The following is an 18,918-nucleotide window of genomic DNA, read 5'->3' on the forward strand; positions in this document are numbered from 1 at the left end:
GGAACTAGGAATGAAACGAATGAAACGAATGAGAGCACCATTCGCAGCCAAACGATTTGTCGATGAATACTTCCCTCGTTGCCAGGCTGCAGTCCTCGCGGGAAGCGTTGTCAGGGGAGAAGAAACTCCTACATCGGATCTGGATATAGTGATTTTTGACAACCAAATTGAAGTGGCCTACCGTGAAACACTTATTGAATATGGCTGGCCAATTGAAGTATTCGTACATTCTTTAACTTCCTATCAAACCTATTTTCGAAGTGATGCGGAACGAGCGCGTCCTAGCTTGCCGCGAATGGTAGCGGAGGGAATTGTTTTGAGGGACACCGGTATATTATCAACGATTAAAAACGAAGCTGCCGAGTTGTTAAATGCAGGACCAGCCCCTTGGTCGGACCAGACATTGTTGACGAAGCGGTACATGCTGACAGATGCGCTTGGTGATTTAATAGGAACACAAAATGAGACAGATGCACTTTTCATCGCAAATACACTCGCCGAAGCGATTCATGAATTTGTACTCCGGACGAACGGGCAGTGGATTGGCGCCTCCAAATGGATCGTGCGGGCACTGAAAGAGTATGATGAAGACTTTGCCGATCGATTTGTGGAAGCATTTCATTCATTTTATAAGACTGGCAATCGTGAAGGGATCATCGAACTAACAGATGAAGTGTTAGCACCATATGGCGGAAGATTATTTGAAGGGTATTCTGTAGGGAAATGAGGAATGGCTATGACAGTTACTCATGTTAATTGGGGTGGACATCAGTTGAGGCTTACGTGGATTCGGGAATTGATGCCGGATCGAGAACTGATCACAAGCGTCCATGCTTTTTGTTTTTATGAAGGTAAACTGCTCATGGTTAACTTGAATGACCGCGGTTGGGATTTTCCTGGAGGACATATCGAAGCGGGTGAAACAGCGGAAGCTTGCGTCTGTCGCGAAGTAATGGAGGAGGCCTATGTGGCGGGTGATTGTACACACTTAGGTGCCATTGAAGTGAGCCATGAAGAAAATCCGTTATGGAATTCATCAAGCCCCTACCCTAAAGTGGGTTATCAAGTGTTTTATCGGATGGATATTACAGAACTTATGCCCTTTGACGCGGCGTTCGAATCATCGGAGCGGATGCTGATTCGGCCGGAAGAGGCGGCTCATTACCATAAGGGATGGCAGAAGGGTTTTGATGAAATTTTGAACGCGGCAAGAAGTGTCCAGGGGTTATCTATTGAATAAAAGGAGATATCTATTGGATAGCAGAGAATATCTATTGAAAACAGGAGTTATCGATTGAATGAAGATAATAAAATTACAGCATCATGAAATACCACCATATGATTTACTTCTACTCGCCGATCCTTCTTATGAACTCGTAGAAGCATACACAGCAGATGGCGAATGTTATGTATATGAGGAGAACGAAGACATAATTGGAGTCTTTGTGATAGTTCCATTGTCCGAAGTTACAGTGGAGATTACAAACATAGCAGTCCGTGGAGATAGGCAAGGACAAGGGATCGGCAAGAAATTACTACAAGAAGCAATCAAGGTCGCGAAAAGCAGCGGCTATGAATGGATCGAAATCGGAACGGGAAACTCAAGCATAGGTCAGCTTGCGCTCTATCAAAAATGCGGATTTCGTATTTCGGATGTGATCAAAGACTTCTTCATACAGCATTATGACAAGATCATCATGGAGAACGGCATTCAATGCATCGATATGATTCGGCTTAGGTTAGAGATTCAGTAAAGGGAAGAAGGGATTACGATGATAATACCAAACAAATTAAAGCAAGGAGATGAAATTCGGATCATCGCTCCGAGTCGAAGTGCAAGCATTCTATCCGATGAAGGCGTTCAAACTGCAAAGGAACGATTAGAGAACTTAGGCTTTGTCATTTCATTCGGTAAACATGTTTTCGACAAAAACCTTCAAAACTCCACTTCCATTCAGCAAAGGGTCGAGGATTTACATGATGCATTTGCCGATAAAAATGTAAAAGGCATTTTGACGGTCATTGGCGGTTTTAATTCAAATGAACTCCTTCCTTACATTGATTACGAATTAATTAAAAAGTACACGAAAGTGTTTTGCGGATACAGCGATATTACGGCAATCGGGACAGCAATATCGACGCAGACCGGAATGGTCACGTATTCAGGGCCGCATTTCTCGAGCTTTCAAATGCGAAAGGCGCAGGAATACCAAACACATTTCTTTAAGCAATGTCTCATGCAGAATGAACCGTTCGAGTTGAAGCCGTCTGAACACTGGAGCGACGATGCATGGTATTTGGATCAGGAAAACCGTGTCTTTGAGAACACGGTTTGGAAGACATATAACGAGGGGACAGTAAGCGGCGAGCTATGGGGCGGCAATTTATGCACATTGAATTTGCTGCAAGGAACAAAGTACATGCCAATTATCGAAAATGCGATTCTTTTTATCGAAGACGATGAAATGACAATTCCCGAAACGTTCGCCAGAGATTTGACGTCATTACTGCAAAATGCGCAATCCATAAAGGCCCTCGTCATCGGCAGATTTCAACGAGCGTCAAAGATAACGGAGGAGCAATTGCTGTTCATTCTTGATAAGCATCCCATGTTGAAAACGATTCCAGTTCTATATGACGTGGATTTCGGCCATACGCAGCCAATGTTTACATTTCCGATTGGCGGAGAAGTGCAGATTGCTGCGGAGAAAGGATCATTGAAACTTGTGAGGTTTTAAGGTGTAAGGGAGGAGTATTCGTTTTAATGAATGTAAATGTATGGTCATTTATAGGTGCACTGCTTTGCATTCCACTATTTTTATTTACGATTTTTACTCCTTCTATCTTTAAACTGTTTCAAATGACAGGCACCCATCCGTTGAATATCGTTTTTGGCGTAACATTAGTTGTCTTTTTCCTCGGACTTGTAGGATTGAAGGACATGAGAGAATGGAAATCCATATCTAGAAGTATAGTATCACTACTCCTTACTGCTTTATTGATGGTCATAATTGGCTCTATTATAATTGTTGGCAGTTTGCTTAAATGAACATCGTTCATCTGCAAAGCCCTATTTGTTTCAACCTAGAAAAAGCGTCTCCGTAAAAGGAGGCGCTACTTTTATTTGTTCGATTTTAGTGATTGCCTTACAGCATATTCCCTTATTAACGCATAATTTTCATTATGAAGGACAGTCTAATCCTTAGAAAAAAGTTGAAAGGATTGGATCAGTTTGTACTACTACAAGGAAGAGCTAATTAATATTATCACTCCTGATAAACCAGACCCGGAAGCAGCAAGAGTATTACAAGAAATATTAGGCGGTCATTACGGTGAGATGAGAACGATGATGCAATACTTTTTCCAAAGCTCCAATTTTCGGGGGAAAGATACACAATATCGAGATTTGCTCCGTGGCGTTTTCTTGGAAGAGATTGCGCACGTCGAACTAGTTCAAAATACAATAAATCAGCTATTAAATGACTCAGGCCATTCTGCAGCGCCAGGAAACGCCGGTGTCGATCAAGCCCCATTGAATGATGCCACTAGACATGCAAATCCACATCATTATATTATTGGCGCTCAATCTTCTCTACCAGTCGACGCTGGAGGCAATCCTTGGAATGGTTCTTGGGTGTATGCTCATGGAAACCTCATCGCTGATTTACTCGACAATTTGGTACTCGAATCAACAGGTGTACTCCAAAAAACACGTATTTACGAAATGAGTTCAAATAAAACATTCCGCGAAACGCTAGCTTTTCTTATCGTTCGCGATAACGCACATCAAAATGCTTTTGCTAAAGCTTTGGAGACGTTGGGCGTTGATTGGGGCAAGATACTCCCAATTCCTAATTATGATATAAACAAGTATCCTGAATGTAGAAAGTATGTAGAGATGGGTTTCCATCATATACAGTTCAACTTTAGGCTAGACCCTACCCGCATAGGCGAAATTCTTCAAGGACAAACCCCAAGTAGAAATCCCGAAACGTTTGCTGTGGTTGACCCTCCTAAAGGGTTTCCAGTACCGTTGATGCCTGAAATGCCGAACGAACATAGTCCTGGAACTCAAGATTTGAACCGTTGATTTCTCAGCCCCTGGTCATAAAGCTAGGGGTTTTTTGTTTTTTCACACCCAAGTATTGTCACAAATTCGTCGGGAGACAAACAGTGATTTTCCCTTTACGCTATAAGTAACAGTTCCAGTGAGGGAGGGGGTTAATATGCTGAGGTGGATGTTGATTCCGATGTTGCTAGTTGCCGCTGTGATGATGACGGGTTGTGTATATGAGTATACGGAGGAAGATGGCTATCGGATGGCGGTCATCAATGAAGGATTTCCGGTTCCGAAAAATGCCTATGAACTGAAGCCTGAAGATTGCACATCGCAAATTGCGAAATCGGCGAAGTACAAGTTGGAGGGCATCGGGGATGAAGAAGGAACCCCGCCCGCTGACTACTTGCAGGAAATCCGGGAATGGGGATGGAACGAGCTTGAAGACCAACGTGTCGGCCATGTTCATTACTTTGAGAAAAAGGGGAAAATCATGTCGCTCATCATTCAGGAAAATGTGTTTGATGTGTTTGAGATGAGTGATGATGTGGAGTTGTAACAGAAAACAGGAAATGAGGGCGACTCAGCTCTTCAATTCCTGTTTTTGTTTCTTTTAACTCTCAATAATCCGAAAACATCTGTACACCATCCATGCGGATGGCATATACTATAGTTAACATACAAAAGGGGGATGGTAGGGGTGGCTGAATCTGAAAAGATTACAATTAATATGAACGTTGTCGACTTGGGGAAAGTCGATTTGCTTGTTGATCAAGGGTTTTATTCCAACAGAACAGATTTCATAAGGACTTCGATTCGTAGTCAATTGGATACGCATGCTGATGAAGTCAAGGACATCGTAATTAGGAAATCATATGTCGTAGGGGTAGTGAATTACGGGCGAAAAGAGCTGGAAAAGCTTCGTGACTCTGGGACAATGATTGATGTGAAAGTTGCGGGATTACTCGTGATCTCAGATAACGTCGATGCAGAACTGGTGAAACAGACGATGGCTTCGGTACAAGTAAGAGGTGTATTGAAAGCGAATGCTGAAGTGAAAACAGCTATTCAAGAGCTATGAAATGACGCCTCCCGGGAAAAAAACTGGGAGACGTCTTCATTGTAAGCTCCTTAACGCAATCCGAAACTTTGCCTTTTTCTCTTCCTCGTTTTTATATTCGAAGAAACCTAGCTGATTCCCCCAAGGGTCTGTGAAAGTTCCCCATTTGACGGGTACTTCTTCCCTTGAATGAAGTTCGAACCGTTTAACGCCTAATTCTTCCTGAATCCGATTGCGTTCCTTTTCGATATCAAGTACTCCCAACCTAAGAGGGCCACTATTAACAGAAGGAATACCTTTAGCAACTTGCAACCAACAACCGGGGAGGAGCTCCCACTCGGCAAACCCATCATGCGGAATGAAATCAGGTTCTCTTTTGAGCAAGGTCGTATACCAATCTTGCCCTTTTGCGAACTCTGTTACCCGAACTTGTATCGTCAATTCATACAACAATTGAATCACCTTTTCACTGTTATTCAAATAACTTAACGTTAAGATCTTTCCTAACACAATGGATAAGCATGGCATGCAACTGCCCGCGGTGGTGATAGAGGTGTGCTGAAATCTCTAACAACCACTCAAACCGCGTATAGGAAACGCCCCAATACGAAGTTGTCTTTTGCATCAGTTCTTCCTCGGTATAACCAAGATAACGTTTTTCCAAAAGTGTAAAGTTAGACAGCAACGCTTCTTTCATTTCAGTCACGGACACAAGAGTGTTGACCGCATAAAAATTGCTCATCTGTCCCTCAGAAGCTTCCTCTGAAATGAGTAAATCGGCTTTGCAGACTAGGGCCATATGAGCCAACAGCTGCCCGACAGAAAACTTGTTTTCTGTTGGCTGCACTTCTAAATCGGATTGATCTACTGTATCTATAATGTCAATCGTCGACATAACCACAATATGGAATTGATGCAACACACTTTTTACATACTCACTCATTTCACCACCTCAATCAAACGCCCTCAGGACCCTCAAATTATCAAGCGTCAGCACACCGCTCCATTCCTGCTTAGCGGTTTCCCAAACGTCTTCATATCGTCCCCATGCCCATGTTGGCTCCCAGCTGCCATTTTCTGTTTGGCTGGAAGCGAGATGCTGAATGTTTGCAGGGATGATGTCTTTAAAGTCTTCATATAGAAAAGACGTCGGGGATGATACGACTTGAAGGGGAAGCAGGCAATAGTCATGCCATTTTTCCTGGTCTGTCGTCACACTGTGGTGGGCAATCTCGCGCACTCTAGCAGAAATTTTCCCTGCTTCTTCCGCAGGCAATTCTATCATCAATTTCACCAAGCACTGCAATTCATGAAAGTCGTTTGTCGCCTCTTCGTTGGTATAAGCAACCGCGTGGGCAGTCAACTTTTCTAGAAACTCCTTAGGAACAAGCCCCTTGTAATGATGAAGCAATCCAGTCATTTCAGCGCTTGGATTTCCCCATGGCCAATCGCCCCCATAATTCCACCAGATGGCGCGCGGTGCAGTCTCCACTTCCTTCGGGACGATTTCCCATCCCATCTTTTCCTCATCAAACGTATTAAGTGCATACTGAATTGCTCGCTGCACCATCGGCTCAGATTGATCCGCCGCGACGCGAATTAAATGCTGTAATCCAATTGTCGTGGCTAACGCTGAAGATGCCTCACATCGGAAATCAGGCTCCAATCCATTTCCGAAACCGCCGTCTTCATTTTGATAAACCTTAAGCTCCTCTAACACTTGCCCCCGGCTGCCATTTTCAAATTCAAATTCGAATAGCGCTTTTTCTAATGGTCGTGCCTCTGATTTAAGAAAATCCGTGGCTTGTAGATATTGTTCGGTCGCTAGTTTTTCCATTTAAATCCCCACTTTCGAAAGAATGATTAATATGGATACTTTCGCTATTGTTATCTGTGAATCCTTCCCAAATAAAAATAAAGACACCCATTGAATGGATGCCTTTATCTGATAGTCAATCAAAACTCATATTCCGCGAGCACTTTCGCAATCGCATCTTCAATCGGCGTAACAGGTCCGGTTACATAATTGTTGATTAAGATTGAGAAAATTAGTTCCGAGCCATCTTTCGCGGTGACGTAACCGGAAAGGGTGGAGACGCCTGTGATGGATCCGGTTTTTGCAGTAACATTTCCGGCCGTCAACCCACTGCCCATCCGATTGCGGAGCGTGCCCCCAATCAACCGCTCAGGAACGCCCGCAATCGGCAAGGAAGCCTCGAACGCAGGGAACCAGCTTTTGCCTTGAATGTTATACAGTAATTTTGTGAATTCATCTGCAGAAACGAGGTTTTTATGCGACATGCCGGAGCCGTCGCGAAGGACGATCGTATCCGTGTTGACGCCGAATTGCTTCAGCTTATCCTTCATTACGGCGAGACCTGCACTCCAACTACCTTCGCCGCGTTGTACTTTCCCCATTTCCTTCACCAACGTTTCGGCGTGTCCGTTGTTGCTCAACTTCATGAATGGAATGAAAAGTTCTCTTAGCGGCATCGATTTTTTCGAAAGAAGAACGGTAGCGTTCCCAGGTGTCACACCGGTCTTCATCCCGCCGTTCCCGACAATTTGGATGCCTTGTTCTTCGAGTGACTTCTTAAAGACATCGAGGGTTAATCCTGTTGGTTCCCAAACAGCTGACCATGACTGGGATCTCGTACCTTCTACAGGAATTTTGCCTTCAATAATGATTCTGTTCGTTCCATGCTCACGCGCGATGGAAATACTTTTCGTTTCGCCTTTCGCCACAGTCGTTGCACGGTTGACAATCTCAACATAGTCCGTTTCCGGAGTGAGTGTCACTTTCGGAAGATCCCCGGCTTTATTGCCAGCATTCACTTCGACAATAACAGTTCCCGCGTCATAGTCTTCGTTCGGGGAAAGCGTCAGTGCAGAAACCTGTGCTCCGACATAATTATGCTCATCCGACCAGTTCAAATCCTGGGAATAACGGTCGCCGTCATACCAACTGTCGTCAGCAATCAGGTTTCCGTTGATCTTGTCGATCCCTTTCGCCTTCAAATCCTTTGCGAATTGATCCAAATCCTTTTTCATCAACGTCGGGTCGCCTTTACCTTTCAGATAAAGATTGCCGTGAATCATTTTTCCTTTTACTTGTCCGTCCGTCAGCACTTCTGTCGAGAACTGATAGTCAGGACCCAATATGTCCATTGCCGTCGAGCCCGTAAGCAATTTCATATTGGAAGCAGGGCGTAGCCGGATATCACCGAGGTGGGAATAAATCGTTTCACCCGTATCGGCTTTCCGTACACTGACCCCGGTAATTCCCCCTTGGAGCTTCGGGTCTTTTACTATTGCCTGTATTTTTTGGTCTAAGGTTGTCGAATCAATGGATGCTACGGGAGTTGTTTCTCCGGATGCGGCGACAGATGAATACGTTCCTTCATGTGTTACCGGAAATACGGCGATCAAAGCAATTACCATTGCCAGAAAAGCCCTTTTGAGAAGACATTGCTGTTTCATTAACATGCTCACATCCTTTCATCCTTTGTATTTGATTGTACTTCAACTTTTTTGAAGTGGGTAGGAGAAAATACAGAAAATTAGCAATTGAAGCGTTTTACCTAAGTGGATAAGTAGTCGTTATTCATTATATGTTTGAATTGGCATTGCTCATACATGCCTATCAGGCGGTTGCTCGATGACTTCAGGCAATCCATAATAAAAAACCGCCAATCATGGCGGTTTTCACAAGATTTATTCCCCTAATTCAACATTATGGTAAACTTGCTGAACGTCTTCCAGGTCATCCAATGCGTCAATCATTTTCTCGAATTGCGCTTGCGCATCAGCATCCAAAGTGACATCATTATGAGCGAGCATCGTCAATTCAGCTACGGAGAATTCTGTGATGCCAGCATTCTTCAAAGCTTCCTGCACAGCATGGAATTGGTCCGGCTCCGCGTAGACAATGACCGTGTCTTCTTCTTCTAAAATATCGCGGACTTCAACGTCTGCTTCCATTAGAAGTTCCAACACTTCATCCGCAGTTTTACCTTCCAAACCAAAGACAGCAGTCGCGTCGAACATGTATGCAACGGAACCGCTGACACCCATGTTTCCGCCGTTTTTCCCGAAAGCTGCGCGCACTTCGGAAGCGGTGCGGTTGACGTTGTTCGTCAGCGCATCGACGATAACCATCGATCCGTTCGGGCCGAACCCTTCGTAACGAAGCTCGTCATAGTTTTCCTCTGCGCCGCCTTTCGCCTTCTCGATTGCGCGGTCAATGATCGCTCTTGGAACGTTGTATGTCTTCGCACGCTCCACTACTACTTTCAACGTTTGGTTCAACTCTGGATCAGGTTCACCCTGTTTTGCTGCAACATATAATTCACGCCCGAACTTTGCGTAAATACGGCTCGTATTCGCATCCTTCGAAGCTTTCTTCTCTTTAATATTATTCCATTTACGGCCCATTCTCATTCACTCGCTTTCAGTCTGAGCATTAATTTCATCAAGCAATTATACACCCGTAGCATGAATGCTGACAAGCGAAAAATCCTTTAAATGGAATGGGGCAAGTTCACGTTTCTGCGAAAAAAGTTCTCGTTCCTACGTAAAGAGTTCTCGTTTATCTCCATAAAGTTCTCATTCCCGCGTAGAGAGTTCTCGTTTATCTCCATAAAGTTCTCATTCCCGCGTAAAGAGTTCTCGTTTATCCCCGAAAAGTTCTCGTTCCCCAACTTAAACAAGCAATAACGCATCCACGTCCAAAATCTGAATCTCTCGCTGGCTCAGTTGGCGGATCCAGCCGGCATCTTCAAATTCCGCGAGCTTTCGGCTAATCGTCTCAGGTGTTGTGCCGATATGCGAGGCCAAGTCCTTGCGGGTCATCGGCAATTCAATCCGATCTGAATTCCATTCTTCCGCTAAATCTGCAAGATACATAGCGATTCGTGTGTCAGTCGTTTCCATGGCGATCCGGGCGGCCTGTTTCTCTGTCTTTGCGAGGCGAGTAGAAAATTCACCAAGCACTTTGAGCGAAATGGCAGGGTATTTCAATAAAAACTTCTGGAAATCGTCCCGGCTCATGACACAAAGCTCGACTTTTTGCATCGCCTCGGCGTACGCGTCGTGCACTGTTTCACTGAATAAAGAAAGTTCCCCTGTAAAATCGCCTGGTTCCAGAATCCTCACTAATTGCTCCTTGCCACTTTCAGAAAGGCGATAGATTTTCACCCTGCCTTTATGAACGATATACAGTCCATCCGAAATATCGCCTGCGTGGTAGATTGTATGTCCACGTGGGTGGCTGACCGAATGGGTATGCTTGACAATTTCATTCATTTCCGTCGGTTCAAGATGGTTGAAAATCGGGACGATGGAGATGCACAATTTCTGCATCTCCGCCGTCCCATCACCGTGCCTGCACTGTCCGTTTCCTGTCATCAACGTTCACTCCTCATTCCGGTAGTAATTCCCGTTCCAAGTTTTGCCGTTTTACAGGCTTTCTCTTAGTATAGCGGATTAACCGGATGGCGTTCAAAATAACGAGCAGGACGCTAACTTCGTGAATTAGCATGCCGGAAGCGAGGAACACTTTGCCGAGCAGTACACCTGCGAGTAGCAATGCGACTGTGCCAACTGCAAAGAATGTATTCTGTTTCATATTGCGGACAGTCGCTTTTGCGAGTGAATAGGCATGTGAGAATTGGTCGAGCCGGTCTGCCATAAGGACGACATCGGCAGTTTCCATCGAGATATCAGTTCCACCTTCGCCCATTGCAAGCCCGATATCTGCAGTCGCAATTGCCGGTGCGTCGTTAATGCCATCGCCTGCCATCGCAACGCGGTGACCGGCGTCTATCAGTTGTTGGACCATGGCGACTTTATCTTCCGGCAATAATTCTGCATGTACTTGATCCAAGCCTAATCGTTCACCGACGAGTTCGGCTGTATGGCGGTTGTCGCCAGTTAGCATGATCATCTGTTTGACGCCGCCTGCCCGCAGTTCGCGGAGCGCATCCATCGCTTCGGGACGAATCCGGTCCGCGATTGACAGAACCCCAGAGATTTTGCCGTCGATACTTGCGAAGATTGCAGTGTTCCCGGCTTTCTCACGGGCGATTGCATAGTCTTCGATCGCCTGATCCACTTGAATTCCTTCAGCAACCATCAGTTTCCGGTTGCCGATTGCGAGCATCTTTCCTTCAATTGTCGCTCGGATGCCGTTTCCTTTAATCACTACGGCGTTTTCCGGTTCGTTCACCAGTTGAAGGCCTTGGTTCCTCGCTTCCTTGACGATTGTTTGGCCGAGGTGATGTTCGGAAATCATTTCGGCTTCTGCGACGATTTGCAGGAGGTCCGTTTTGCCGATGCCAATTGCATGAATATCCGTCACTTCAGGTTTCCCGCGTGTCAATGTGCCGGTTTTATCGAAAACGACCGTATCGATTTTCGCTAGCTTCTCCATAATGTCGCCGCCTTTGATAAGAACGCCGTGGCGAGCGCCGTTTCCGATGCCTGCGACAATTGAGACAGGTGCGGAGATGACGAGCGCCCCGGGACAAGCGATGACGAGGAAGGTGAGCGTCATTTCGATATTCCGTGTGAATACATAAACAAGGACAGAAAGGACGACGATAGCAGGTGTGTAAAAATTGGCGAAGCGGTCGAGGAATTTCTCCGTCTTCGACTGTGATTCCTGTGCCTCTTCCACAAGTTCGATGATGCGTGCAAATGTCGTATCATCACCGACTCGCTCCGCAATTACTTCGATGAACCCGTTATCGACGATTGTTCCGCTGAAGACACGGTCATCGAGCACTTTTGAAGCAGGGACGGATTCACCAGTGATGGCTGCCTCATTCAACGTTGCATTTCCTGACACGATCCGGCCATCGATGGCGACTTTTTCACCAGACCGGATGATGACGCGATCGCCTTCTACTACGTCGTCGACGGGAATCGTCATCGTTTCACCTTCACGGATGACTGTCGCTTCGAGCGGCGCCATATCGACGAGTGCTTTCAGGGAAGAACGTGTTTTTTCGAGCGTGCGTGCTTCGAGATACGCGCCAAATAAAAACAGGAATGTCACTGCGGCGGACTCGACGTATTCACCGATGAACAATGCACCGATGACAGCGATTGTCACTAATAATTCAATGCTGAATGCTTTCATTTTCAATGCCTTGAATGCTTTGAAAGCAATTGGGATGCCGGCAAGAACGGTTGCCGAAATGAGAAGTATTTGCCGCCATTCATGGAATCCTGCGAGATGGAGCCCGATTGCCGCCGCGAGCAGCAGTCCAGTCACGGCGGTGATTTGGGAAGTTCGTTTTGCATTCATACTCCTTCACTCCTTTCATGAAACTTTTTGTGAGATGACCGGATAGCCAAGTCCGGAAACTGTTTTCGCGATTTGCTCAGCGGCGATTTTGCTTTCGTCAAATTGTGCACGGACTTTTCCTGAGTTGAACAGCACTTTTGCTTCAATGACGCCATCCATTTTGTTCAAAGCACCTTCAATTTTCTTGATGCAAGATGGGCAAGTCAACGTCTCCAAGTTCAATACGATTTTCTTCATTTTCCTCTACCTCCATGTAGTTGTTTTCTTCTTCTTGACTACATCATAAGGCGTTTTTTGGGATGAAACCTTGACCTCCATCAAGATTTCACTTTTTAATCAAGGAAAAGTGCCTTATACTATAAGTGAACAAGGCTGCCTTAATTTCTGCAAAAAACGCAGAAATACGGCAAATCGAACTCTGCGTGGTTCGATTCACTACATTTTCGAATAGAGAGGAAACGTGGGCATGGAACTTGTATATAAAGGCAAGACGAAAGATGTTTATAAATTGGAAGATGGCAATGTTTTATTGGCATTCAAAGATGACGTGACCGGGGAAGACGGCGTGTTCGACCCAGGAGCAAATACAGTAGGATTGACGATTGAAGGCGCAGGGCAATCAGGCTTGCGCATGACGAAATTCTTTTTTGAGAAATTGGCGGATAAAGGAATCCCGACGCATTATATCAATGCCGATATCGAAAATGTGACAATGACTGTGAAACCGGCAACAGTATTCGGAAAAGGTCTGGAAGTCATTTGCCGGTTCCGCGCTGTCGGAAGCTTCCTGCGTCGATACGGGGCATATTGCGAAGAAGGACAACCGTTGGATGCGTTTGTTGAAGTGACAATTAAAGACGATGACCGCAATGACCCGCCGATCAATGAGGATGCATTAGCGCAGCTCGGCATTTTGACGGAGGACGAGTATGCGGTATTAGAAAAATTGACGAAGGAAATTTCAATTGTCGTGAAAGAGGAACTTGCGGTGAAGGGGCTTGAGTTGTACGACATTAAGCTCGAATTCGGACATGATCCGGAAGGGAATATCATGCTGATCGACGAAATTTCTGGCGGCAATATGCGTGTGTATCAAGATGGTGTGTATGTGGCGCCGCTAGACCTGGAGAAATTGGTATTAGCTTAAATAGAGGAGACCGCTGTTCATTCCGATATAGGGGAATGTGCGGCGGTTTTTTTATGGGTTGGCAATCGCGTCCAAAGTGAGTGCTCTCGCGTCCAAAGCGGGGCTTCTCGCGCCCAAAACAGGCTTGCCGAGCTTAAACTATCCTCGACAAATCGGCGGGAAAACTTACCACTACTAAATTCTCTTAAGTTGGGCATGCTTGGCAGGAATAAACGTGGAGGAGGAACTACAATGAAGCGAAAGCTATTAATGGTCTTACTAATCAGCGTCATTATCGTAGTGGCGGGGTGCGGGAAAGCGAATAAGAAGGTGCCTGTCAGCGGGGAACAAATGGAAGCGATCGTCTCTCCTTTATTGAACACTAAAGGAAAGGTAATCGGTGAAGTGACATTGGTCCAAGAGACGGAAGGCGTTATGATCAATGTGCAGGCGGAGGACTTGCCGCCTGGACTGCATGGCATTCATTTCCATGAAACCGGTGTGTGTACACCACCCGATTTCACTTCTTCGGGAGGGCATTTCAATCCGGCCGGGAAGGAACACGGCTTTGACAATCCAAAAGGCTTCCATCTTGGCGATTTGCCGAATATCGAAGTGCCGAAGGACGGGAAAGTGTCGTTCAAGTTGACGAATTCAGAAATTACACTGAAAAAAGGCCAGGAAAACTCTATCCTCGATAAGGACGGAAGTGCAATCGTTATCCACGAAAAGGCGGATGACTACAAGACGGATCCGGCAGGGGATTCTGGTGCACGCATTGCCTGCGCTGCCATCACAGGGAAGAAATAAGAAAAACGGTCCATGCGACGGATGCATGGACCGGTTTTTTGTCTAGCTCCGGGCGCCAGCCCCTCGAGTCCCTTGGGCCCGCACGATGCGGGTCATGCAGTCGTTGTCGCATGAAGCGACGGTTTTAGACTGCCTTCCTCTCGAAAAAGGCAAAGAACGCCTTTCCGGTATGTCTTCCAGAGAAAGCCGTCACGAAGAACGGCTTTTGCGAGTAAAAGCGCAGCGTGACGAGCACGTCTTTGCTTTGTCGGGGCTATGCAGGCGCCCTTTGCTTTTCATATTTATGGCTTCAATATCACTTTAATGCAATCATCTTCGTGCTCGTAGAAATGATGATACGCAGCGGACGCTTCCTCCATCGGAACGACATGCGTAATGATTTCCGTCGGATCGAATTCGCCTTTCGTAATCTTATCAAAAAGTGTAGGCATGTAGTGGATGACGGGGGCTTGCCCCATCTTCAGCGTAATATTCCGTTCGAACATATTCCCGAGTGGAAACATGTTGTAGAGCGAACCGTAGACGCCTGTCAGATGGATCGTCCCGAATTTACGCACGGCTTGGTAACCGATTTCCACTGCACTTAACGTCCCGCCTTGCATCTTCAACTTTTGACCGACCTTCTCCGCAATATTCTTCTTTCCATCCATTCCGACGCAATCAATGACAATATCAACGCCGCCACGGGTGATCTCTTTAATATGCGCGCCCATATTGTCATAGTCATCGAAATTGAAAGCTTCCACTTTGTTCATCTTCACAGCGTGATTCAGCCGATACGGGACATGGTCGACTGCGATGACGCGTTTCGCGCCTTTCATCCACGCGAATTTTTGTGCCATTAATCCGACAGGTCCGCAACCAAGCACGGCAACCGTATCCCCACGCTTCACGCCGGCATGCTCGACGCTCCAATAGGCGGTTGGCAGCACATCGGACAGGAAAAGCAACGCCTCGTCAGGAAGTTCGCAAGACTCCGGTACGAGAAACGGTGTGAAATTGCCATACGGGACGCGCAAATATTCCGCCTGGCCGCCAGGATATTCCCCATACCGTTCGGTGAATCCGAAATACCCGCCCGTATCGACATGGGGATTCGGATTCGAATTGTCGCATTGGCTTTCCATCTGATGCTCGCAATAAAAGCATTTGCCGCATGAAATATTGAACGGAATGATGACCCGGTCGCCTTTCTTCACTTTCGTTACATTCGGTCCAGTTTCTTCAACAATTCCCATCGGTTCATGGCCAATGACATATCCCTTATGTGTAGGTAACGCGCCTAAATAGATATGCAGATCGGACCCGCAAATCGCAGTGGACGTCACCTTGACAATAATATCATCAGGCTTCTCGATCTTCGGTGCCTCAACCTTTTTCACCTGAATATCCTTCACACCTTGGAACGTTACAGCTTTCATTTGAACTCCTCCTTCTCTATCCGCTTCTTCCTATATTCCCCGTAAGAAACAAAAATAGTCGCGAAGAGTTCATTGCAGGAAAAAGTTCTCCGTGTAATACGGCTGCGACTTCTCGTTGAAAGCGACCCCGATGCCGAGGTGGCTATAGTCTTTAATTAATATATTCTCCCGATGCCCTAAGGAATTCATCAATCCCTCATGAGCGAAAATGCTGCTCGATTGCCCATACGCCAAATTTTCACCAGCCCTGCGGAATTTGATATCATCCTCTTTCATCCGATCGAAAGGCGATAGCCCCTCCAAGTTTTCATGGCTGAAATAGTCTTTGATCGCCATATCGCGGCTATGCTTGCGCGCTGTTTCAGCGATTCTCTCATTCCATTGCAATATTGAGCGGCCGTGCCGGACACGGGCGGCGTTCGTTAAATCGAATAATTGCTGCTCGAACCCGTTGCGCAACGATACATCTCCGCCTGCGTACATCCCTGATTTTCTTTGTTCTAACGCGGTAGTGATGAGCTGGACGGCTGTCACGGTTTCATTCTGATGAAGATCGTAAAACACATACATATAGACATCCCCGGCTCTAAAGAGATCCATTCCCTCGTTTTCCTGCAGGACATAGATATTCAAGCCTTTCCGGATCTCTTTCAACGGCTCGCCATAAGCTTTCCGGACATCAGCTTTCGGTGTGCCGTACCGGATTCCTGCTTTCGAGGAAATGAGGTCATCATTCGTGTAAATGGCATTCACTTTCGAATTTTCATCGAAGGAAATCATAACGAAATTCTGGTAATCTTCATGGTATGTGAACCACTCGGTGCCGTATTCATTCAATGAATAGCTTTTGGGCTCGCCAATTTCTGCCTTTACTTGATCCTCGGTAGCACCTAGCTCGATATTATGGATGGACATTGCGGACTGATCAGGTTTGCCCAATTTCGGTTTAGCCACTTTGTCAGGAATAAGCTGTTCTACTTCTGATGACTTCGAAGATATATAAAGGAATAATTTATCGGCAGCGTTAAGGATGGAGTTCATGGTGGAAGTGACCGGTTCTTTTCCTAATATGTTTTCAACCTTTTCATCAACAGGATTCAGGAAGGAAAGGTCGATGTATTTAGAAACGGGCTCTTCCCATAAAGGTTTTGCGAGATAAAGTGCAACTATGAAAATGATGAATAGAAAAATCCGCTTCACGGAAATCGCCTCCTTTCTAGTATTGTACCCGCTGAAGGTGCGATAGATACAGTTGGACACTTTGAGAGTTTGAGTCCAAGCGGAAAGGCGGTATACTGGTAGAACACTATTGGATCGGAGTACAGGAAATGAAAATGACGAAGAAAATGCAAAGCGCGCTAGTGATGGAGAACAATATACAGCTATTCATATGCCCAATCTGTTCTGCTGAGATGGAAATAGAGGAGCATTCCCGACTCATTTGCCGGAACATGCACTCATTCGACTTGGCGAAAAGCGGATATGTCAATTTGGCGCCGCAAGCTCATGCGACGAAATATGATAAATCTCTGTTTGAAGCGAGGACTGCTGTCATGAGTAGCGGGTTTTTCGAGCCTGTCCTCGAAACTATCATTTCCCGTTTGGATAATCAATTTGCGAAATCTGATTGTCCTGTCGTATTGGATGCGGGCTGCGGAGAAGGGACCCATTTGCAGGCAGTTCATTCTAGGATGAGGACTGGGAGTGTCGGTATAGGTATCGATTTGGCAAAGGAAGGCATTGCGGCAGCTTCGAAGGCCTACCCGGGAATCATATGGAGTGTGGCGGACCTGGCTGCCATGCCGTTTGCGGATGCTCGTATCGATGCGATTTTGAACATCTTATCACCGGCGAATTACGCGGAGTTTAACCGGTTGCTAAAACCCGGCGGCGTGTTGGTGAAAGTCGTGCCGGAAAGCGGGTACTTGCAGGAGTTGCGGGACGTCTTTTACGAAGGGAAGCAGCAGAAAGAAGAGGCTGACCCGGTAGCAAGGTTCTCTGAACAGTTCGATGCAGTCGAGACGGAACGGGTGACATATACGTTTGCGCTGCCGGATGGGCTGCTCGCGCCATTGATTCGCATGACGCCGCTCACATGGAATGCGAGTGAAGAGCAGGTTGCTGAAGTGATTGCGACGGGAATGAAAGAGATTACGATTGATTTGCGGGTGATTTCGGGCATTCGGCGATCGGGGGAAAGCGGTTAAGTGGTGATAAACTCATTGCGAGCGGTGATAAAGCATGCATGAGCGGTGATAAACCCAGTCTTAGCGGTGATAAACGGTCCATAAACGGAGATAAGCTCAATGTAAACGGTGATAATCAGATTTGTAGATCGCTCGAAGGGGGAGAGGGTAGATGTTCAGCGGGATTAGTTCGATTCCAAATTGGTTTTATTTGTTGGCGTTCATAGTTGTCATACTGCTCGTCATAATTATTGAATGGAAGACGCGATAGGAGGGATTGCATGGCGATTAAAAAGGACAAGCGGGTGAAACCGAAATTGTCGATGGAACATGAGCTGTTGAGGCCTTCGGATATATGGAGTCGGGACGGGTTCATTGAAAAAGTGAGATTTGAAGGCGGTATAATGCCAGGTGCAGATGGGGAGCGCCTCGTGTTTGATAATTGCGTGTTCAAAGACATGTCATTTGCGAACAGTGATTGGAGAGGCGCAGAATTCGTCGATGTTTTATTCCAAACATGTGATTTCTCAAACGTCCAAATGGAAAATGTCATGTTCCACCGATGCGAAATCGTTGCTTCCAAGCTGACGGGTGCAGATATGGCCAATTCCAATATAGGACATCTCCTCATGAAGGAATGTGACGCCCGCTATGCGAACTTCAATTTTTCTAAAATGAAGGAAGTTGAGTTCACGGAGTGCAACTTAGAGGATAGCGATTTTTACGAATGCGATTTTAAACAGGTCCGATTTGAAAAGTGCAAGCTTGACGATGCGAATTTCTCGGAAACCGATTTGGATGGCGTGGATTTATCCAACAATACATACGAGCGCATAGAAGTGACAGTGCCGAAGATTGCGGGATGCATCGTTTCGACGGAGCAGGCGCTCGGCTTTGCGCGTGCGCTCGGTCTAACGGTGAAAGATGAATGATGGTATACTGAAAAGAC

The 18,918-nt window shown here is 46.1% G+C and carries 22 protein-coding genes; 12 read left to right on the forward strand and 10 right to left on the reverse strand.

Annotation, left to right across the window (positions count from 1 at the left end):
• Positions 1-10 precede the first annotated feature (10 nt).
• The 8 genes from OC538_RS12935 (at position 11) to OC538_RS12970 (ending at position 5,138) form a co-directional block, all read left to right on the forward strand.
• On the forward strand, positions 11-727 hold the full coding sequence (locus tag OC538_RS12935; protein ID WP_251695443.1) for a nucleotidyltransferase domain-containing protein: 717 nt from the start codon (positions 11-13) through the stop codon (positions 725-727).
• Positions 728-736: 9 nt separating this feature from the next.
• The gene (locus OC538_RS12940) at positions 737-1,240 is read left to right on the forward strand and encodes an NUDIX hydrolase (RefSeq protein ID WP_262176001.1); all 504 of its coding nucleotides are present in this window, start codon (positions 737-739) and stop codon (positions 1,238-1,240) included.
• Between the two features lie 58 nt (positions 1,241-1,298).
• The gene (locus tag OC538_RS12945) at positions 1,299-1,754 is read left to right on the forward strand and encodes a GNAT family N-acetyltransferase (RefSeq protein ID WP_262176003.1); all 456 of its coding nucleotides are present in this window, start codon (positions 1,299-1,301) and stop codon (positions 1,752-1,754) included.
• A gap of 18 nt (positions 1,755-1,772) precedes the next feature.
• The gene (locus OC538_RS12950) at positions 1,773-2,738 is read left to right on the forward strand and encodes a S66 peptidase family protein (protein WP_262176005.1); all 966 of its coding nucleotides are present in this window, start codon (positions 1,773-1,775) and stop codon (positions 2,736-2,738) included.
• Between the two features lie 26 nt (positions 2,739-2,764).
• Positions 2,765-3,049, forward strand: a complete 285-nt coding sequence (locus tag OC538_RS12955; protein ID WP_251695439.1) for a hypothetical protein — start codon at positions 2,765-2,767, stop codon at positions 3,047-3,049.
• A gap of 183 nt (positions 3,050-3,232) precedes the next feature.
• Positions 3,233-4,090, forward strand: a complete 858-nt coding sequence (locus OC538_RS12960; RefSeq protein WP_262176008.1) for a manganese catalase family protein — start codon at positions 3,233-3,235, stop codon at positions 4,088-4,090.
• 136 nt (positions 4,091-4,226) lie between these two features.
• A complete protein-coding gene (locus OC538_RS12965; RefSeq protein WP_251695437.1) occupies positions 4,227-4,616 on the forward strand; it encodes a hypothetical protein in 390 nt (129 codons plus the stop codon).
• 141 nt (positions 4,617-4,757) lie between these two features.
• Complete coding sequence (locus tag OC538_RS12970) at positions 4,758-5,138, forward strand: CopG family transcriptional regulator (protein ID WP_262176010.1); 381 nt, start codon at positions 4,758-4,760, stop codon at positions 5,136-5,138.
• A gap of 36 nt (positions 5,139-5,174) precedes the next feature.
• Here the strand turns inward: OC538_RS12970 and OC538_RS12975 are convergent, their stop codons facing one another.
• From OC538_RS12975 to OC538_RS13010, 8 genes are all read right to left on the reverse strand, one after another.
• Positions 5,175-5,570: a VOC family protein gene (locus tag OC538_RS12975; RefSeq protein WP_262176013.1), complete on the reverse strand. Its 396-nt coding sequence runs from the start codon at positions 5,568-5,570 to the stop codon at positions 5,175-5,177.
• A gap of 19 nt (positions 5,571-5,589) precedes the next feature.
• Entirely contained in the window at positions 5,590-6,060 is a 471-nt protein-coding gene (locus OC538_RS12980; protein ID WP_262176016.1) for a DinB family protein, read from the reverse strand.
• 9 nt (positions 6,061-6,069) lie between these two features.
• Positions 6,070-6,954, reverse strand: coding sequence for a hypothetical protein (locus tag OC538_RS12985; RefSeq protein WP_262176018.1), 885 nt, complete (start codon positions 6,952-6,954; stop codon positions 6,070-6,072).
• Positions 6,955-7,073: 119 nt separating this feature from the next.
• Positions 7,074-8,603, reverse strand: a complete 1,530-nt coding sequence (gene dacB / locus OC538_RS12990) for a D-alanyl-D-alanine carboxypeptidase/D-alanyl-D-alanine-endopeptidase (RefSeq protein WP_262177801.1) — start codon at positions 8,601-8,603, stop codon at positions 7,074-7,076.
• Positions 8,604-8,831: 228 nt separating this feature from the next.
• Complete coding sequence (locus OC538_RS12995) at positions 8,832-9,551, reverse strand: YebC/PmpR family DNA-binding transcriptional regulator (RefSeq protein WP_262176020.1); 720 nt, start codon at positions 9,549-9,551, stop codon at positions 8,832-8,834.
• Positions 9,552-9,818: 267 nt separating this feature from the next.
• A complete protein-coding gene (locus OC538_RS13000; protein WP_262176022.1) occupies positions 9,819-10,523 on the reverse strand; it encodes a Crp/Fnr family transcriptional regulator in 705 nt (234 codons plus the stop codon).
• Between the two features lie 13 nt (positions 10,524-10,536).
• Positions 10,537-12,426, reverse strand: coding sequence for a heavy metal translocating P-type ATPase (locus OC538_RS13005; protein WP_262176025.1), 1,890 nt, complete (start codon positions 12,424-12,426; stop codon positions 10,537-10,539).
• 15 nt (positions 12,427-12,441) lie between these two features.
• A complete protein-coding gene (locus tag OC538_RS13010; RefSeq protein WP_262176028.1) occupies positions 12,442-12,663 on the reverse strand; it encodes a heavy-metal-associated domain-containing protein in 222 nt (73 codons plus the stop codon).
• A gap of 229 nt (positions 12,664-12,892) precedes the next feature.
• Between OC538_RS13010 and OC538_RS13015 the strand changes: the two genes are divergently transcribed.
• Together OC538_RS13015 and OC538_RS13020 are read left to right on the forward strand one after the other, a co-directional pair.
• Positions 12,893-13,573: a phosphoribosylaminoimidazolesuccinocarboxamide synthase gene (locus tag OC538_RS13015; RefSeq protein ID WP_251695429.1), complete on the forward strand. Its 681-nt coding sequence runs from the start codon at positions 12,893-12,895 to the stop codon at positions 13,571-13,573.
• A 231-nt stretch (positions 13,574-13,804) separates the two neighbouring features.
• Positions 13,805-14,362, forward strand: a complete 558-nt coding sequence (locus OC538_RS13020) for a superoxide dismutase family protein (RefSeq protein WP_262176030.1) — start codon at positions 13,805-13,807, stop codon at positions 14,360-14,362.
• 281 nt (positions 14,363-14,643) lie between these two features.
• Here the strand turns inward: OC538_RS13020 and OC538_RS13025 are convergent, their stop codons facing one another.
• On the reverse strand, positions 14,644-15,783 hold the full coding sequence (locus OC538_RS13025) for a zinc-dependent alcohol dehydrogenase (RefSeq protein WP_251695427.1): 1,140 nt from the start codon (positions 15,781-15,783) through the stop codon (positions 14,644-14,646).
• Positions 15,784-15,852: 69 nt separating this feature from the next.
• Complete coding sequence (locus OC538_RS13030; protein ID WP_262176032.1) at positions 15,853-16,983, reverse strand: CAP domain-containing protein; 1,131 nt, start codon at positions 16,981-16,983, stop codon at positions 15,853-15,855.
• A 128-nt stretch (positions 16,984-17,111) separates the two neighbouring features.
• Here OC538_RS13030 and OC538_RS13035 point away from each other — a divergent pair, with 128 nt between their 5' ends.
• Together OC538_RS13035 and OC538_RS13040 are read left to right on the forward strand one after the other, a co-directional pair.
• Positions 17,112-17,990 carry a putative RNA methyltransferase gene (locus tag OC538_RS13035; RefSeq protein ID WP_262176035.1) on the forward strand — a complete coding sequence of 293 codons (879 nt, stop codon included), beginning with the start codon at positions 17,112-17,114 and terminating at the stop codon, positions 17,988-17,990.
• A gap of 260 nt (positions 17,991-18,250) precedes the next feature.
• Positions 18,251-18,901, forward strand: coding sequence for a pentapeptide repeat-containing protein (locus OC538_RS13040; protein WP_262176036.1), 651 nt, complete (start codon positions 18,251-18,253; stop codon positions 18,899-18,901).
• Positions 18,902-18,918: the final 17 nt, after the last annotated feature.

The organism is Saccharococcus sp. Marseille-Q5394 (assembly GCF_946901335.1).
In the GTDB taxonomy this organism is placed as follows: Bacteria; Bacillota; Bacilli; order Bacillales_A; family Planococcaceae; genus Sporosarcina; species Sporosarcina luteola_C.

Coding starts and splice junctions, on each gene's coding strand:
- OC538_RS12935 (WP_251695443.1), top strand. CDS start 11: ATGAAACGAATGAAACGAATGAGAGCACCATTCGCAGCCAAACGATTT.
- OC538_RS12940 (WP_262176001.1), top strand. CDS start 737: ATGACAGTTACTCATGTTAATTGGGGTGGACATCAGTTGAGGCTTACG.
- OC538_RS12945 (WP_262176003.1), top strand. CDS start 1,299: ATGAAGATAATAAAATTACAGCATCATGAAATACCACCATATGATTTA.
- OC538_RS12950 (WP_262176005.1), top strand. CDS start 1,773: ATGATAATACCAAACAAATTAAAGCAAGGAGATGAAATTCGGATCATC.
- OC538_RS12955 (WP_251695439.1), top strand. CDS start 2,765: ATGAATGTAAATGTATGGTCATTTATAGGTGCACTGCTTTGCATTCCA.
- OC538_RS12965 (WP_251695437.1), top strand. CDS start 4,227: ATGCTGAGGTGGATGTTGATTCCGATGTTGCTAGTTGCCGCTGTGATG.
- OC538_RS12980 (WP_262176016.1), bottom strand. CDS start 6,060: ATGAGTGAGTATGTAAAAAGTGTGTTGCATCAATTCCATATTGTGGTT.
- OC538_RS12985 (WP_262176018.1), bottom strand. CDS start 6,954: ATGGAAAAACTAGCGACCGAACAATATCTACAAGCCACGGATTTTCTT.
- dacB (WP_262177801.1), bottom strand. CDS start 8,603: ATGTTAATGAAACAGCAATGTCTTCTCAAAAGGGCTTTTCTGGCAATG.
- OC538_RS12995 (WP_262176020.1), bottom strand. CDS start 9,551: ATGGGCCGTAAATGGAATAATATTAAAGAGAAGAAAGCTTCGAAGGAT.
- OC538_RS13000 (WP_262176022.1), bottom strand. CDS start 10,523: ATGACAGGAAACGGACAGTGCAGGCACGGTGATGGGACGGCGGAGATG.
- OC538_RS13005 (WP_262176025.1), bottom strand. CDS start 12,426: ATGAATGCAAAACGAACTTCCCAAATCACCGCCGTGACTGGACTGCTG.
- OC538_RS13010 (WP_262176028.1), bottom strand. CDS start 12,663: ATGAAGAAAATCGTATTGAACTTGGAGACGTTGACTTGCCCATCTTGC.
- OC538_RS13015 (WP_251695429.1), top strand. CDS start 12,893: ATGGAACTTGTATATAAAGGCAAGACGAAAGATGTTTATAAATTGGAA.
- OC538_RS13020 (WP_262176030.1), top strand. CDS start 13,805: ATGAAGCGAAAGCTATTAATGGTCTTACTAATCAGCGTCATTATCGTA.
- OC538_RS13025 (WP_251695427.1), bottom strand. CDS start 15,783: ATGAAAGCTGTAACGTTCCAAGGTGTGAAGGATATTCAGGTGAAAAAG.
- OC538_RS13035 (WP_262176035.1), top strand. CDS start 17,112: ATGAAAATGACGAAGAAAATGCAAAGCGCGCTAGTGATGGAGAACAAT.
- OC538_RS13040 (WP_262176036.1), top strand. CDS start 18,251: ATGGCGATTAAAAAGGACAAGCGGGTGAAACCGAAATTGTCGATGGAA.